Source organism: Cupriavidus sp. FW306-01-F10A, assembly GCF_058782785.1.
The window spans coordinates 283,810-299,879 of sequence record NZ_JBYSYA010000001.1 but is presented as its reverse complement, the minus strand read 5'-3'; the positions used below and the strand labels follow the sequence as shown (position 1 = coordinate 299,879).

General features: G+C 65.7%; 12 protein-coding genes. 10 read left to right on the top strand and 2 right to left on the bottom strand.

Annotated elements, in window-relative coordinates; all coding sequences use genetic code 11:
* Nucleotides 1-26: 26 nt before the first annotated feature.
* From paaK to AC3WLF_RS01400, 3 genes are all read left to right on the top strand, one after another.
* Nucleotides 27-1,376, top strand: coding sequence for a phenylacetate--CoA ligase PaaK (paaK, locus tag AC3WLF_RS01410; protein ID WP_492357689.1), 1,350 nt, complete (start codon nucleotides 27-29; stop codon nucleotides 1,374-1,376).
* Nucleotides 1,377-1,532: 156 nt separating this feature from the next.
* Nucleotides 1,533-1,841: a DUF485 domain-containing protein gene (locus AC3WLF_RS01405; protein WP_492317067.1), complete on the top strand. Its 309-nt coding sequence runs from the start codon at nucleotides 1,533-1,535 to the stop codon at nucleotides 1,839-1,841.
* Entirely contained in the window at nucleotides 1,838-3,502 is a 1,665-nt protein-coding gene (locus AC3WLF_RS01400; protein WP_492317068.1) for a cation acetate symporter, read from the top strand. Before AC3WLF_RS01405 ends, AC3WLF_RS01400 begins: the two co-directional genes overlap by 4 nt.
* Nucleotides 3,503-4,025: 523 nt before the next feature.
* Here the strand turns inward: AC3WLF_RS01400 and AC3WLF_RS01395 are convergent.
* Nucleotides 4,026-4,751 (bottom strand): TetR/AcrR family transcriptional regulator, encoded by a 726-nt coding sequence (locus tag AC3WLF_RS01395; RefSeq protein ID WP_492317069.1) that lies wholly within the window; start codon nucleotides 4,749-4,751, stop codon nucleotides 4,026-4,028.
* 488 nt (nucleotides 4,752-5,239) lie between these two features.
* Between AC3WLF_RS01395 and AC3WLF_RS01390 the strand changes: the two genes are divergently transcribed.
* The 3 genes from AC3WLF_RS01390 (at nucleotide 5,240) to AC3WLF_RS01380 (ending at nucleotide 9,277) form a co-directional block, all read left to right on the top strand.
* Nucleotides 5,240-6,043, top strand: coding sequence for a cyclase family protein (locus AC3WLF_RS01390; protein WP_492317071.1), 804 nt, complete (start codon nucleotides 5,240-5,242; stop codon nucleotides 6,041-6,043).
* A 7-nt stretch (nucleotides 6,044-6,050) separates the two neighbouring features.
* Nucleotides 6,051-7,364, top strand: coding sequence for a fumarylacetoacetase (gene fahA, locus AC3WLF_RS01385; protein ID WP_492357688.1), 1,314 nt, complete (start codon nucleotides 6,051-6,053; stop codon nucleotides 7,362-7,364).
* A gap of 200 nt (nucleotides 7,365-7,564) precedes the next feature.
* Nucleotides 7,565-9,277 (top strand): CocE/NonD family hydrolase, encoded by a 1,713-nt coding sequence (locus AC3WLF_RS01380; RefSeq protein WP_492357687.1) that lies wholly within the window; start codon nucleotides 7,565-7,567, stop codon nucleotides 9,275-9,277.
* A gap of 448 nt (nucleotides 9,278-9,725) precedes the next feature.
* Here AC3WLF_RS01380 and AC3WLF_RS01375 read toward each other — a convergent pair whose 3' ends face one another.
* Nucleotides 9,726-10,454, bottom strand: a complete 729-nt coding sequence (locus tag AC3WLF_RS01375) for a TetR/AcrR family transcriptional regulator (protein WP_492317074.1) — start codon at nucleotides 10,452-10,454, stop codon at nucleotides 9,726-9,728.
* Between the two features lie 223 nt (nucleotides 10,455-10,677).
* On the opposite strand from AC3WLF_RS01375, the gene AC3WLF_RS01370 reads away from it, so the two are divergent.
* Genes AC3WLF_RS01370 through AC3WLF_RS01355 form a run of 4 tightly spaced genes read left to right on the top strand, consistent with a single transcriptional unit; the run spans nucleotide 10,678 to nucleotide 16,070 of the window.
* On the top strand, nucleotides 10,678-12,567 hold the full coding sequence (locus tag AC3WLF_RS01370; protein WP_492357686.1) for an FAD-dependent monooxygenase: 1,890 nt from the start codon (nucleotides 10,678-10,680) through the stop codon (nucleotides 12,565-12,567).
* On the top strand, nucleotides 12,564-14,498 hold the full coding sequence (locus tag AC3WLF_RS01365; RefSeq protein WP_492357685.1) for an FAD-dependent monooxygenase: 1,935 nt from the start codon (nucleotides 12,564-12,566) through the stop codon (nucleotides 14,496-14,498). Before AC3WLF_RS01370 ends, AC3WLF_RS01365 begins: the two co-directional genes overlap by 4 nt.
* Nucleotides 14,495-15,091: a VOC family protein gene (locus AC3WLF_RS01360; protein WP_492317077.1), complete on the top strand. Its 597-nt coding sequence runs from the start codon at nucleotides 14,495-14,497 to the stop codon at nucleotides 15,089-15,091. The genes AC3WLF_RS01365 and AC3WLF_RS01360 overlap by 4 nt, the downstream gene beginning before the upstream one ends.
* 13 nt (nucleotides 15,092-15,104) lie before the next feature.
* Complete coding sequence (locus tag AC3WLF_RS01355) at nucleotides 15,105-16,070, top strand: fumarylacetoacetate hydrolase family protein (RefSeq protein WP_492317078.1); 966 nt, start codon at nucleotides 15,105-15,107, stop codon at nucleotides 16,068-16,070.

The window sequence follows — 16,070 nt, the reverse complement described above, 5'->3', positions numbered from 1 at the left end:
CAATCATAACGATGATGGAGTAGACAATGGTTCAACGCATCCCCAACCCCAACGAGCTGGAGCCGATCGAGCGCGCCAGCCGCGACGAACTGCAGGCGCTGCAGCTGGAACGGCTGAAATGGAGCGTGCGCCATGCCTACGACAACGTGCCGCACTACCGCAAGGCCTTCCATGCGGCCGGGGTGCATCCGGACGACCTGCAGTCGCTGTCGGACCTGTCGAAGTTCCCGTTCCTGACCAAGCAGGACCTGCGCGACAACTACCCCTTCGGCATGTTCGCGGTGCCGCGCGAGAAGGTGGCGCGCGTGCATGCGTCGAGCGGCACCACGGGCAAGCCGACCGTGGTCGGCTATACCGCGAAGGATATCGATACCTGGGCCAGCGTGGTGGCGCGCTCCATCCGCGCCGCCGGCGGCCGCGCCGGCGACCTGGTCCATGTCAGCTATGGCTATGGCCTGTTCACGGGCGGCCTGGGTGCCCACTACGGCGCCGAGAAGGCCGGCTGCACGGTGATCCCCATGTCCGGCGGACAGACCGAGAAACAGGTACAGCTGATCCGCGAGTTCGAGCCCAACATCATCATGGTGACGCCGTCGTACATGCTGAACCTGATCGAGGAGATGGAGCGCCAGGGCATGGATCCGTCGGAAAGCTCGCTCAAGGTGGGCATCTTCGGCGCCGAGCCGTGGACGGATGCGATGCGCGCGGAGATCGAGGCACGTGCCGGCATCGACGCGGTGGACATCTACGGCCTGTCTGAAGTCATGGGCCCGGGTGTCGCTTGCGAATGCATCGAGAGCAAGGACGGTCCGGTGATCTGGGAAGACCACTTCTACGCCGAGATCATCGACCCGGTGACCGGCGAGGTGCTGCCGGATGGCGAAGAGGGCGAACTGGTGTTCACCTCGCTCACCAAGGAAGCGCTGCCGGTGATCCGCTACCGCACGCGCGACCTGACGCGCCTGCTGCCGCCCACCTCGCGTTCGATGCGCCGCATCGGCAAGATCACCGGCCGCTCGGACGACATGCTGATCATCCGCGGCGTCAATGTATTCCCGTCGCAGATCGAGGAGCTGATCCTGAAGACCCCGGCGCTGGCGCCGCAGTACCAGCTGGTGGTGACCCGAGACGGCCACCTGGACAAACTGGAAGTGCGCGTTGAGGCGCGGCCCGGACCATCGGCCACCCTCTGCGCCGACGACCGCGCGACGCTGGAGCGCGAGCTGAAGGACCAGATCAAAACCTACGTGGGCGTGACCACGCGCGTGCAGGTAGTGGATGCAGACGGCATCGAGCGCACCACTGTCGGCAAGGCGCGGCGCGTGCTTGACATGCGGCCGAAGGTCACGCACGAGCAGCCGGTCGGGGCGATCTGAACGTATCGCATGAACTGACAAGCCGCTGCATGTGTGCTCCCTCTCCCCGTGCGGGGAGAGGGAGCACACCGCCGGAAGAGTTCAAGTCTCAACGAACCACCCAACGATGGCGCCCACCCAGAGGCGCCGCGCCCCCCTGCGCCAAAGGAGACCACCATGGACGCGCGACAACTGGAAACCATCCAGAACCACCCCGATTTCATCCGGCTGACCAACGGGCGCACCCGCCTGGGCTGGTCGCTGACGCTGGTCATGCTGGCGATCTACTTCGGCTTTATCCTGCTGCTGGCGTTCTCGCCGGCCACGCTCGGCACACCGCTTGGCGCGGGTGTGATGACCGTGGGCATTCCCGTCGGCGTGGCGGTGATCGTCGCGGCCGTGCTGCTGACCGGGATCTACGTGTACCGGGCCAACCGCGACCTGGATCCGCTCAACGAACGCGTGCGCAAGGAGTGCCTGGCATGAAGCCCGCCAACCGTTACCTGTGCGCGGCCCTGCTCGGGCTTGCCAGCATGGCTGCCGCGGCGGCACCCGCCATCCAGGGCGATGCCGCGCCGCGGCCGCTGAACTGGAGCGCCATCGTGATGTTCCTGCTGTTCGTGCTGTTCACGCTCGGCATTACCCGCTGGGCCGCGCGCCGCACGCGCTCGGCATCCGACTTCTATGCCGCCGGGGGCGGGCTGAGCGGCTTCCAGAACGGCCTGGCCATCGCCGGCGACATGGTCTCGGCTGCCTCCTTCCTCGGCATCTCCGCGATGATGTTCGACAAGGGCTATGACGGGCTGATCTACGCGCTGGGCGTGGTGGCGGGCTGGCCGATCATCCTGTTCATCGTCGCCGAACGGCTGCGCAACCTTGGCCGCTATACCTTTGCCGACGTAGTGTCATACCGGCTGGCGCAGAAGCCGGTGCGGATCACCGCCGCCTGCGGCACGCTGACGGTGGTGATCATGTACCTGGTGGCGCAGATGGTCGGCGCCGGCAAACTGATCGAGCTGCTGTTCGGCACCAGCTATGAGTCCGCCGTGGTGATCGTCGGCCTGCTGATGGTGCTGTATGTGATGTTCGGCGGCATGCTCGCCACCACCTGGGTGCAGATCATCAAGGCCGCGCTGCTGCTGGGCGGCGTGACGTTCATGGCCGTGATGGTGCTGGCGTACTTCGGCTTCAGCCCGGAAGCCATGTTCGCCGGCGCGGCCAAGGTGCATGACAAGGGGCTGGCGATCCTGTCGCCGGGCGGGCTGGTGTCCAATCCCATCGATGCGATTTCGCTGGGGGTGGGCATGATGTTCGGCACCGCGGGCCTGCCGCACATCCTGATGCGCTTCTTCACCGTGGCCGACGCCCGCGAGGCGCGCAAGTCCGTGCTCTACGCCACCGGCTTCATCGGCTACTTCTACGTGCTGATCCTGGTGGTGGGCTTCGGTGCGATCGTGATGGTGGGCGCGGATCCGGCCTACCGCGACGCGGCCGGCAAGATCATCGGCGGCAGCAATATGGTGGCGGTGCACCTGTCGCACGCGATCGGCGGCGATCTCTTCCTGGGCTTTATCTCAGCGGTGGCGTTCGCGACCATCCTCGCGGTGGTGGCGGGCCTGGCCCTGTCGGGTGCTTCCGCGGTCTCGCATGACCTGTACGCCAACGTGTTCCGCCGCGGGCAGGCCAACGAGAAGGACGAGATCCGGGTGTCCAAGGCGGCCACCCTGGTGATCGGCGTGCTGGCCATGGTGCTGGGCGTGATGTTCGAGAAGCAGAACATCGCCTTCCTGTCCGGCCTGGTGCTGGCGATCGCGGCCTCCGTCAACTTCCCGGTGCTGTTCCTGTCGATGTTCTGGAAAGGCCTGACCACGCGCGGCGCCGTGGCGGGCAGCCTGGCCGGGCTGGTGTCAGCGGTGGCACTGCTGGTGCTGGGCCCGACGGTCTGGGTGGGGATCCTGCATCATGACAAGCCGATCTTCCCGTATGCCAACCCGGCGCTGTTCTCGATGACGCTGGCCTTCGCCGGCGCCTGGCTGGCGTCGGTGCTGGACCGCTCCGCCCGGGCCGGCACCGAGCGCCAGCGCTATGGTGCGCAGTTCGTGCGTGCGATGACCGGGATCGGCGCTGCGGGGGCAAGTCAGCATTGATCCCGGGGGCAGGGCAGCGCGGCAGCAACGCTCTTCGGCCAGTGGTTTCTGCGGCAGCCGCGCCGGCGGGCGCGGCTCTTCCTCCGTAATGGCGGTGAACTCGCCGTGGGTAAGGTTCTGCTTGTCGCCATTCGACAGATGCAGGATTGCATAGACGTCGCCTTCCTCCTGCGGCAACACCCGCATGCCGACGATATGGTCGCCATCATCGACCACATCAATCCGCGGCTGGGAGCGCGAAGACATCGGGCGAGTGCTGCCCCCGGTCACGGTTGGACAAATTCGCTTGTATTGCATCAGCGGGGTTGCGCGCAACGACGACAGAAGGCTTCGTTAGTCCCACCGGTGGCCCCGCCCACTCGCGGACAAACAGCCTGAGCGCGTCAGGAGGATGCCGGCTGCAGGCCTGCTGGGCGAGCGCTTCCCGGAGATGGCTGGCCAAGTCACCGCGATAGGCCTAGAGATCGTGGCGAAGCTACGTTTTCTCCAGCCCCGAACACATCTGTACTCCAGGCGAATCGCATCATAAGGATGATTCTCTGGAACGCCTAGATGACGTCCGGTCGGCCCCGGCGCGAATGCCCGCTGCGATGAAAGTTACCAGGTACTCGGACTTGTGACCCACGTCGCCGGCCTTGAACTTGCCGCCGGAGATACGCTCGATACGGCTGTCGAACACGCTCATCACCAGCGCTCCCACGGCAAACAGATAGGCCCAATGGGCATATCTGGTGCTGTTGCCTGGCAGAGCCTTGCGGATTGCCTTGACGAATTCCATGGCGAGCGGGTCGAAATAGTCGGCAACAATACCGCGCTCGGCTTCTCTTGGATCAGAGGCCTCGCGTGCGACGAGCTTGGCATAGGCAATGCCGGCCTCAGTGTCCTGAATCCGCATTACCGGCTCCACGAATGCACGCACGATGTGCTCCACCGAGTCCTCGCCAGCGGTGAGTGGTTGGCGCAGGGCCGCCAGCCGGGCCTCGAACAGCGTCTTGCGCCGGTCGAACAGCGCGCGGTACAGATTTCGCTTGGTCTCGAAGTGGTAAACGATCAGCGGCAAGCCAACCTCCGCGGCTGCTGCGATATCACGCATCGACACGCCGTCGAAGCCGCCCTCGGCGAAGAGGCGCTCCGCTGCATCGAGCACGCGTTCGCGCTTGCTCGCTTCCGGGATCGGCAGCCCCTGAGCTTCTTCTCGCGCCATGGCCCGTGCCCCGACCGCTGACTTTCGCGCTTCCTTGCCTTCCATGCTGCCTCCAATAGATGCGCCATTGTAGCGAACCTCACACCCGCGTTTACCCTACTGTAGCGTTTGACTGTACGAGCGTACAGTCCTCATGGCTTACCACTGCACGATCGTACAGTCAGGGAAAAGCGTGAGCGTCACCTGCTTCGGACAGGGGCGCCAAATCAGGAGATCCATCATGCCCCCCAAACTTACTGCCGCTCTACGCTCTCGTCACGGACCATGCCACGCTGCTTGTGCTGGGGCCGATCTTCGCCTTCGCTCCGCTGGCACTGGGCTCGGCGGCGACGGCGTTCGGCTTTGCTCCCGGCATCGCGCTGTGCGGCGGCTTCCCTGCTGTCCGCTGCCGTCGTAGCGCTGTTGCCGCGCCCCACCGCCGGGCCTGAAGCCGGTGCGTGCGCGACCAACGCGCCGCGCACCGCACCGTCGCTGGATGCCGGCTGAGTCCGCAACTCCCCCTTTTTACGCATCTCCACAGAGGACCTTCCACCATGACTCGACGCTTCGTCGATCTCTCGATCTACCTGGAAAACGATGTCGTCTCCGACCCTCCCGGTTATGGCCCTCAGATCGAATACCTGTCGCACCGCTCCACCGCCGAGCAGGTCACGGCTTTTTTCCCGGGGCTGAGGCCGTCCGACCTGCCGGACAGCGAAGGCTGGGCGATCGAGCGCGTCCAGCTCAATACGCACAATGGCACCCACCTGGATGCTCCCTATCACTTCCACAGCACCATGAATGAGTCATTGGGGCAGCGCGAGCGCGCCATCACCATTGACGAGGTGCCGCTGGAGTGGTGCTTCCAGCCGGGCGTGAAGCTCGACTTCACCGGGCTGGACGACGGTTATGTGGTCACCGCCGACGATGTCGAGGCCGAACTCGCCCGAATCGGGCACGTGCTCAAGCCGCTGGACATCGTGGTGGTCAACACGCGTGCGGGCAAGCGCTACGGCCAGCCTGACTACGTCTCGTCCGGCTGCGGCATGGGGTTCGACGCCACCATGTACCTGCTCGAACGTGGTGTGCGGCTGACCGGTACCGACGCGTGGAGTTGGGACGCGCCGTTTGTGCACACGGCCACCAAGTATGCCCAGACACAGGACGCCTCGCTGATCTGGGAAGGCCACAAGGCGGGCCGCAACATCGGTTACTGCCATCTGGAGAAGCTGCACAACCTAGAGGCGCTGCCGCCGCATGGCTTCTACATCTCCTGCTTCCCGCACAAGATTCGCGGGGCCTCGGCCGGCTGGACCCGCGCCGTTGCCATCTTCGACGATGCCCTGAATGCCGCCTGATACCACCATGGAACTGAACCACACCCATGATGCCTCCCGGCATAGCTGGCTGGACTCCGCCAATGCTGCAGGCTGCGATTTTCCGCTGCAGAATCTTCCGCTCTGCATATTCCGTCGGCTTGGCAGCGGCGCGGCCTGGCGTGGCGGCGTAGCGATCGGCGACCAGATCGTCGACCTGGCAGCATTGCATGGCACAGGCTGCCTGCAAGACCTGGCCGCCGAGGCCACGCGGGCCGCCGCAGCGCCGACGCTAAATGCACTGCTGGACTTGGGTCCGAGCGCCTGGCGGGCATTGCGCCACGGAATCTTTGCGCTGCTGGCGGCAGAAGGTGTGCATGAGCGTCAAGTACGCGAAACGCTGGTGCCACAGGCGGCCGCCGAGTTTGCGGTCCCGGTACGCATCGGCGACTACACGGATTTCTATACTTCGCTCGACCACGCCGTGAACTGCTGTCGCCAGTTCGGGCTGGAGGTGAACCCCAACTTTGACTGGCTGCCGATCGCGTATCACGGCCGCGTGTCTTCCATCGGGGTCAGTGGCCAGCAGGTCTACCGACCGATGGGGCAGTACCGCCCTGATCCGGGCGGAGTACCTGTGTATGGACCGTGCCAGCGTCTCGACTACGAACTGGAAGTGGGCGCGGTGATTGGCATCGGCAATGAACGTGGCACGCCTATCCCGCTGGCAAAGGCACAGCAGCACATCTTCGGCCTATGCCTGCTCAACGATTGGTCCGCGCGCGACATCCAGACCTGGGAAATGCAACCGCTCGGGCCGTTTCTCGCTAAAAACTTCGCAACCACACTATCGCCCTGGATCGTCACGCTCGAAGCACTGCTGCCTTACCGCGCAAGCTGGACACGCGACCCAGAGCGCCCACAGCCGCTTGACTACCTTCGTTCGGCGGAGAATGACGCAGCCGGCGCCTTTGACATCCAACTAGAGGTTTCGATACTCAGCGCGCGTCAGTTGGCACAGGGCCGGCAACCACGCACGCTGACCCGTACCAACTTTCGCCACCAGTACTGGACGCTGAGCCAGATGATTGCTCACCACGCCATGGGAGGTTGCAATCTTCAGAGCGGCGACCTACTGGGCAGCGGCACGATCTCGGGTGCCTCGCCGGGCGAGGCCGGCGCGCTGATCGAACTCACAGTATCCGGGACGCAACCGGTAGACATCGGCAACGGCGAACAACGCGGCTTCCTTGAGGACGGCGACACCGTCGTATTCCGCGGCTGGTGTGAGCGCCAGAACTACGCTCGGATCGGCTTCGGCGTCAACAATGCGACCGTGCTGCCGGCCCCTGTGCCTGCCTGACGGTCTCTTACCCATACCGGCGCGCGCCACTTCCGACGGACTTGCGGTGGGTTATGGCTATGCCCTGTTAAAGCGCACGGACGCGTACGCTGTGGCGATGTTCGACAAGGTCACCGGAAAGGGAAGTGGCATCAGCTTTGCGCTTGGCATGCGCCACAAGTTTTAGCCGCGGTACAAGATAAACCGATCAGGAGACAGACATGCAAATCGATTGGGACGTTGAAATCCCCATGGACGATGGTTTGGTAGTTCGGGCCGACGTTTTTCGCCCGAAAGAGGAAGGACGCTACCCCATATTGATGTCCTACGGACCGTACGCCAAGGGTCTGCCATTCCAGGTGGGATTCCCCGCACAATGGCAATCACTCGCGACTAAGCACCCGGAAATTCTGAAGGGCAGCAGCGGCAAGTACGCGAACTGGGAAACCGCGGATCCGGAGAGATGGGTGCCGTTGGGTTACATCTGCATTCGCGTGGACTCGCGCGGCGCTGGCCGCTCGCCGGGCGTCATCGATTGCTTCTCCCCGCGCGAGGCGCAGGACTTCTACGAGTGCATTGAATGGGCAGCGAAACAACCGTGGAGCAACGGCAAGGTCGGCCTCGCCGGCGTTTCCTACTACGGCGCCACCCAATGGCTGGTGGCGGCGAAACGTCCTCCGCATCTGGCCGCGATCTGCCCGTTCGAGGGGTTCTCCGACTACTATCGCGACGCCTGCCGGCACGGCGGCATCCTCAACACGTTCATGGTGGCCTGGTATCCGAAGCAGGTGGAAGCCGTGCAGCACGGTCTGGGGCTGCGCGCGGGTGTGAACCCCAACAGCGGGTTGCCGATCTCCGGACCGGCAGAGCTCAGCGACGAAGAATTGCTCGCCAATCGCGTCGATATCAACGCGACGCAGTTGAGCGCGGAGCTCATCACGGATAGTTACTTCGACGGCCGCCGTGCGGACCTGGGTGCGATCGAGGTACCGGTCCTTTCCTGCGGCAACTGGGGTGGCCATGGCCTGCACCTGCGCGGCAATGTCCAAGGCTACCTGGGGGCCGGCTCGAAGCAGAAATGGCTCGAATTGCACGGGCTCGAGCATTGGACGGAGTTCTATACGGACTACGGCGTAGCGCTACAGAAGCGGTTCTTCGATCACTTTTTGAGGGGCGAGGACAACGGCTGGGACCGGCAACCGCCCATCAAGATGCAGGTGCGCCACGTGGATCGTTTCGTGGAGCGCGACGAGTATGAATGGCCGTTGGCGCGCACCGTCTGGACGCCCATGTACCTGGACGCTAGCGCACAGACCCTGCGATCGAAGCCAACCGGGACAGTTTCGCGCCTCTCGTTTGACGGCATGGCAGGCAAGGTGAGCTTCTGCACTGCACCGTTCGAGCGCGACACCGAGGTGACCGGTCCGCTGGCTGCCACGCTCTGGATCTCCACGACAGGCCGGGATGCGGACCTGTTCCTGACGCTGCGGGCTTTCACTCCCGACGGCAAGGAGCACCTGATCTTGGGGGCGGTTGAACCCAACGCACCTCTCGGGCAAGGCTGGCTTAGAGCGTCGCACCGGAAGCTGAATCCTCAAGCCTCTAGGCCGTATCAGCCCGTGCACACGCATCAGGAGATCCAACTTCTAGAACCGAACGAGACCTACGAGTTGCAGGTCGAGATCTGGCCAATGTGCTTCGTGTTCCCGAAGGGCTACCGGCTGGTGTTGACTGTCGGCAGCTCGGACTTCGAGCACGACCTGCCTGGACCCTACCCGCAGATCTATGGCAAGTCGATGCGCGGCTCGTCGGTGCTGCTGCACGATCACCCCGAGGACCGCAGGTCTGAACGATTCGCCGGTCAGACCACCGTTCACACGGGCGGGAAGTATCCGTCATTCCTGCTTCTGCCCGTCATTCCCGCAACACGCTGACCGGTGGCACCATGAGCACGACGCGTCGAACGTTCCTCGCCCGCACCGCTGGTGCATTTGCGGCCGCTGGCCCCTGCCATGGCACGCCGCCAACGCACAACAGGCATGGCCGGTCAAGCCCATCAAACTGATCAGCATGGGGCCTCCCGGTTCCCCGCCAGACACCTACGCGCGGATTTACGCGGACAGGCTCGCAAAGGACGGCTCGACGCGGTAGCCGGCAGTGGAAGGAGCGCGCCAGGGCCTGTGCCTCCGCAGCGACCGCGGGTGGCTCGGAAGTGAAGAGATTGCAGTATCTCCGAATTCTACGGATCCGGCCTTCGTCACCGCATGGGCTCAGTGGTTGGCGCCTGGCGGTGGGCTCGCGATCGCTTAGCGTGCAATTTTTTTCCGTTTTCTGAAGCGACCCCTGGTTGCGCACGCCGCTGCAGCCTTGCGCTGACCAGAACTAGACCGGGTCTGCCGCCCGCCGTCGGCCGGGCCTGCGGGCGGCCATGCCATTCATCAGGACATCGATGACCTGTTCCGCGTGCTGTTCCGCCTGGGCGGGTGTCATGGGCCCGACGCCATAGAGGCGCTTCAGCAAATGCGTGGCTGACTGCACGGCCGTAAGCATGGCCGTCATCGTGACGCTGGCCCGTTCCGGTGGGTAAGGCTTGAGTAGTTGCGCGGCATGGCACTCCGCGATCAGCGCATCGAGCTCGTCGTGAAACGGCTTCATATAGTTGTCCACCAGCCAGTCCAGCCTTGGACCATCCTGCGCGACTTCCATCAGGACCAGGGAGTGCGCCGCCGGATGCAGGACATTGCTCACCGCGAAGGCCCTTAGCGCTGCCTGCAGGCGGGCGAGCGGGTCGGAGCGGTCGAGGGCAGCCGCTGCCTGCCTGGACGCGGCCAGCAATCCCGTGTACGCGTTCTCCACTACCGCGCGCCAGAGCCCTTCCTTGCTGCCGAAATGGTAGTTCAGCAGCGGTTGCTTTACGCCCGCGCGGTTTGCGATCGACAGTACTGACGCCCCGTCGAATCCCTTTTGCGTGAACTCGATTTCGGCGGCGTCGATCAGGCGCTGACGCCCCGGCACCTCGGCGGCGCGGGCGACTGGTGTCGGGGCGGCGGAGGCTTCGGTGGCGCGCTTTCGGGCAGGAGTCCGCGAGCGTCGGCTCTCAACAGTTGTCATGGTGGTTTGGGACGCGTTTCACACACGGTAGCGATGTCGCCATTCTCCCACATGGCACCTGACCTCCAGCCCATCCGGGGGCGGCGGCTTTGCCGGGCCGTCCGGTCGCGCGCTCGCCCGACGTCCTTATATAAGTATAAATACTAGTGTGAGCTTGACTTATACTTATATAAATTTGCGTTCCAGGGCGGCCATTGAGGCGGCGAGCAACATTGGGGGCAGGATGCGCGTGGTGGAAGTTCCGGTATTAATCGTGGGCGCTGGCCCGGTGGGCATGCTGATGGCAGCGCTGCTGGCGGACCAGGGCATTGAATCGCTGCTGGTCGAGCGTCGTGATGACCTGCATCTCGCGCCGCAGGCGCATGTCATCAACACCCGGACGCAGGAAATCCTGGCCGGCATCGGCGTCACCGACGAGGCGCTGGCCGGTATCACGACCCATAGCGGCGATGCACGCTTCGTGACGTGGCGGCGCAACCTTGCCGAGGGCGACCTGGCCCGCATCGATATCGGCAGCCCCGGCTATCTTGCCGGCATGGCGGCCGCCAGCGGCAAGCGCACCGCGAACATTCCCCAGCATCATCTGGAGCGGCTGCTGTTCGCCCAGGTGTCGCGCCGGGTTCGCTGCCAGGCGCGCTTCGGCCATGCCTGGCAGGGCGCGGAGCACAACGAGCATTGCGTCGTGTCGTCCGTGCGCGAGGCCGCGACTGGCGCGGTGTACCGCGTGCGCAGCGAATGGCTGATCGCGGCCGACGGTGCCGGTAGTCCGGTACGGCGCAGCCTGGAGCTGCCCATGGTTGGCGAGACCAACCTGGCACATCTCATCACCATCAACTTCGAGGCGGATATCCGCCATCTGGTCAAGGACAGTCCGTCGATCCTCTTCTGGGTCCTGTCGGCCGCGGCGCCCGGCACGTTTATCGTCCACGATTCGGCGCGCTACTCGGTGTTCATGACGCCGTATTTTCCGCAGCATGAATCGCCGGCGGACTTCCCCCTGGCGCGCTGCGAGCGCCTGCTTCGGACCGCGCTCGGGGATCGCCACATGCCTTTGCGCATCACGTCGCTGTCGAACTGGACGATGCAGGCGCACATCGCCGCGTCCTATCGCAAGCAGCGCACCTTCCTCGTGGGCGATGCCGCGCATCGCTTTCCGCCCACTGGCGGACTCGGGTTGAACACAGGCGCTGCCGACGCGCACAACCTGGCATGGAAGCTGGCCAACGTCATCCGGGGCAGGGCGGGCCCGGGGCTGCTAGATACCTATGGTGACGAGCGCAAGCCGGTGGCCGAGAGGAACTGCGGCGTCAGCGTGGCAAATCACTGGAAGATGCGAGAGGTCACCGCGGCCCTGGGTCTCGATGACGACAAGTTGCCGACGCTGGCGCGATTGCGCGCCAGCGCACCGGCCCGCGCGCTGCCCGCTGCGCTGCGGTCCGCCGTCAAGCGGATGCTGGTGGCGCCCGTCGACGCGCGCACCCGGCGCGTGCAACTGGCGGCAACGCCGCGGTTCGCGGCCATCCAGCGCAACGTGCAACAGGCTGCTGAAGCGCAGATGGAGCATTTCAACACGCTCGGGCTTGACCTGGGCTACGTGTACCGGAGCGCGGCTGTCTGCGGCAGTGAGGCGATGCCCTCGGGGCCTCCAATGGCGACAAGTTCCGTACTGGAGGTGGCGCAGTCGTTCACCCCGGGCGCGCGCCTGCCGCACTTCCGGCTGCAGGACGCTTCCGGCGCGTCCGCCACTTCGCATGACCTGCTTGGCAACGGGCACTTCCTGCTCGCGGGCTTCGGGCGGCATGGCAAGGCATGCGCCGGGCTTGCCGCGGGTGCGAGCCAGCGGCTTGGCGGCCTGCCGGTGCACGGCGTGGACATTGGCGCAGTCATCCATTGCGCCGACAAGCAGCAACTGTCCCTATGGAACCGGGGCCTGCCGGACGGCGTCATCCTGGTGCGTCCGGATGGCCATATTGCCTGGCGCCATGCATCGGCCACCGATGTGCAGGCGGAGGACGTGCTCGCTGCCCTCTGCCGGGTGCTTCAGGCTCCCGTGCCGTCGCCCCTCGCCGCAACGCGGCCACCTTTCAACACACTTGCGAAGGTTCACCAGTGACACACGATTCCGAAGCCGCGCCGCCGCGCCAGGATGGGCATTCCGTTCCGGTCCCGATTCCCGTGGCGATCATCGGCGCGGGCACGGCCGGCTCCGTGCTGGCCTTGCTCCTGGCCAGCCGCGGCATCCGCAGCGTGCTGGTCGAGCGTCAGGGCGATGCGGATACGCATCCGCGCGGACACGTCTGGTCCGCCCGCGCGATGGAGGTGATCCGCGCCATCGATGTCGAACTTGCCGAGCAGCTGCGCGAGATCAGTTCGCCACCGCTCAAGCTGCGCTACATCACCTGGTGCACGTCGCTGGCGGGGGCCGACCTGGGCCGCTGCGTGCCGCTCGGGAATGACCCCGCGCATACCGCCAGCCTGCTGGGTAGCGGCCCTTGCCGCCCATTGCACTTGTCCCAGAACGTGACCGACCCGATCCTGCGGGAGCGCGTGGCACGCAACGCGCTGATCGAGTTCCTGCCTGGCTACGAACTGGAGTCGCTGTCGCAGGATCAGCATGCCTGCACGTTGACGCTGCGCGAACTTCGCAGCGGCCTCAGCGTGCGGCGCAGCGCGCGTTTCGTGGCCGGTGCCGATGGCGCGCAGAGCACGGTGCGGCGCCTGCTGGGCGTGCCATCTGTCCAGACGCCGCTGCAGGCGGTGGCGCAAATCCATTTCCGCGCGCAGTTGGCCAAGCTGACCGTAGCGCGGCCAAGCCCCTTGTACTGGATCTTCAATCCCAGGGTGGTGGGCACGCTTACCGCCCACACCGCCGATGAACAGGACTGGGTGCTGACGACCGCGGTGCTGCCTGCGCTCGAGCCCGCCGGCGGGATGCCGGCCGCGCAGGCGCTGTCGCTGGTGCAGGCCGCGATCGGCGACGACAGCGTTGAGGTCAGGGTGCAGTCCGTCCGCCCCTGGACCATGGCGCTGCGCCGTGCGGAAGTGACCCGGGTCAGGCGCGTGCTGCTGCTTGGCGACGCCGCAGCGGGCTTCTCCGCCATCGGCGGCTTCGGCATGAACCACGGTATCGAGGACGCGGCGAGCCTGGCGTGGCGGCTGCAGATCCTGCTGGGCAGCTTTGTGCCCGACGACCTTGCTCAGGCGCTGTTGTCCAGCTATGCCGACGAGAGAGCGGCGAGCGCCCAGGCGCATGCCAGCCGTACGCAGCAACTGAGCGACCTGGCCGACCAGGTGTTGCGCGCCACCGGCGTGGATCCGGACGGTTTCCAGACCTTGTCCGCGCTGTCCCGGTCCCGCTGGGTCCGGCTGCTGCCCAGGCCTGCCGCGCGCAAGCTGTTCCGGGCCGCGACCGGCGCCGGCCTGAAGCCGCTGGGCCGGCTCGTCGACCCTGGCCAGGCAGGGGCCGATATCCGCGCCCGCGTGCGCAGGGCGATCGACCGGCAGCGGGAAGTGTTCGTGACGCTGGGCACCGATCTTGGCTATGCGCATGCGACGGGCTTCCTCTGCCGCGAGCCCCATCCGCAAGCGAAATCGCCTCACGCGGGCACCGACTACTGGCCGGAGACCAGCCCCGGCGCGCTGGTTCCCCATCTGTGGAGTGAGACAGACGGCGCATCGCTGTCGACGCGCGACCTCGCCCGGCGTGCGCCTATGACGCTGCTGGTCCACGAGCAGGAGCGCGTGCGCTGGCAGGCAGCGCTGGCGCAACTGCGCGACGCCTGGGGCATCGACGTGGCGTGTCCGCAGGTCGGCACCGGCGACGATGCGCAGTTCCGCATCGGTGCGCCGGCGTTTGCCGAAGCCTTGCAGATCGATGTGTCCGGCGCGCTGCTGCTGCGCGGCGACGGCATCGTGGCCTGGCGCAGCCGCCGCCAGTGCGCCGATCCCGGCGCGGCGCTGCAGGCGGTGATGGCGCGCATGGTTTCCCAATCCAGCACGACCCGCGCCACGAGCGCGGCACACCCTATCAAGGAGATGCAATGAGCGACAGCATGGACCAGTTCCCTATCCCCTGCCCAGACCCGGACGCACGCCCGCCGCAAAAGCTCGCGCATATCGTGCTGGCCACGCGCCGGTTTGACGAAACGATCCACTGGTGGAGCATCGTGCTGGGCGCCCGCGTGATGTATCGCAATGCCTTGCTCTGCTTCCTGTCGTTTGACGAGGAGCATCACCGCCTGGCGCTGATCAATGCCGCGAACTTCTCGCCCCGCCGGCGCGAGAGCACGGGCCTGGACCACGTGGCCTTCACCTACAGCTCGCTGGGCGACCTGCTCCACACCTATGAGCGGCTCAAGGGCCATGACGTTCGCCCGGTATGGTGCATCAACCACGGACCGACGACCTCGCTGTACTACCGCGACCCCGACGGCATCCAGGCGGAACTGCAGGTGGACAACTTCGAGACGCCGGAGGCGCTGGAAGTGTGGCTGCGCTCGGGGGCCTTCGCGGAGAACGCGGTCGGAGTCGAGTTCGATCCGGAGCATCTGCTCGAACGCTACAAGGCTGGCGCGCCGGAAGCCAGCCTGAAGCAGCCCGGCGCGGTGACCAGCCGCCAGTTCCTGACCCTGCGCTGAAAGGGGAGAGCCGGTGAGATTGTGCACATTTTCCGCCGCTCAGGTGAAGGGCCATGTCGGGCTGGGCCTGGCCGACGGCCGGCTACTCGATGTGACCGCGACCTTCGCGGGTGACGCGCGCTTTGCCTGCCTGCTGGCGCTCATCGAGCATCAGCATGACACGCTGCCGGCCTTGCGGGCGTTGCTGGAAGACCGCACCCGGGACGGCGCGCACCAGGTGTACGCGCTGCGCTCGATTCAGCTCCAGCTCCCTTACCGTCCGCCGCAGATCCGTTGCTTCAGCGTCTACGAGCAGCATCTGCGCAATGCCTACGGGCAGGTCATGGCCCATGGCGTCAGCCCGGCCACAGGCCTGCTGATGCGGGCGCTGGGTGCGGGCAGGGTGCCGAAGGCCTTCTACGAAACGCCGATGTACTACAAAGGGGCGCGTCTCAATCTGTCCGGCCACGGCAGCAAGGTGGCCCGGCCCGATCCCGGCAGCAAGCTCGACTACGAGGCCGAACTTGCTGTCGTGATTGGCCGCCCCGGCAAGAACATCGACCGCTCGGCGGCGATGTCGCACATCTTCGGCTACGTGATCTTCAACGATTTCTCCGAACGCGCGCAGCTGATGAAAGAAATGCGCGCCCGCCCGAGTGCCGGCCCGGCCAAGGGCAAGGACTTCGACGGCAGCAATAGCCTCGGCGCCTGGATCGTCACCGCCGACGAGATCGCCGATCCACACGCGCTCGATGTCACCGTGCGCGTCAACGGTGAAGTGCGCGGGCAGGGCAGCACTGCGGGGATGACCCATCGCATCGACCGCATCGTCAGCTACGCGTCGTCCAACGAGACGCTGCACGGCGGCGAGCTGCTCGCCACCGGCTGCGTGCCGAACTGCGCCGGCATCGAGCAATGGCGCTTCCTGGAGGACGGCGACCGCGTTGATGTGGAGATCGCCGGGCTGGGCGTCCTGACCAACTCGATCACCGGCCATTAG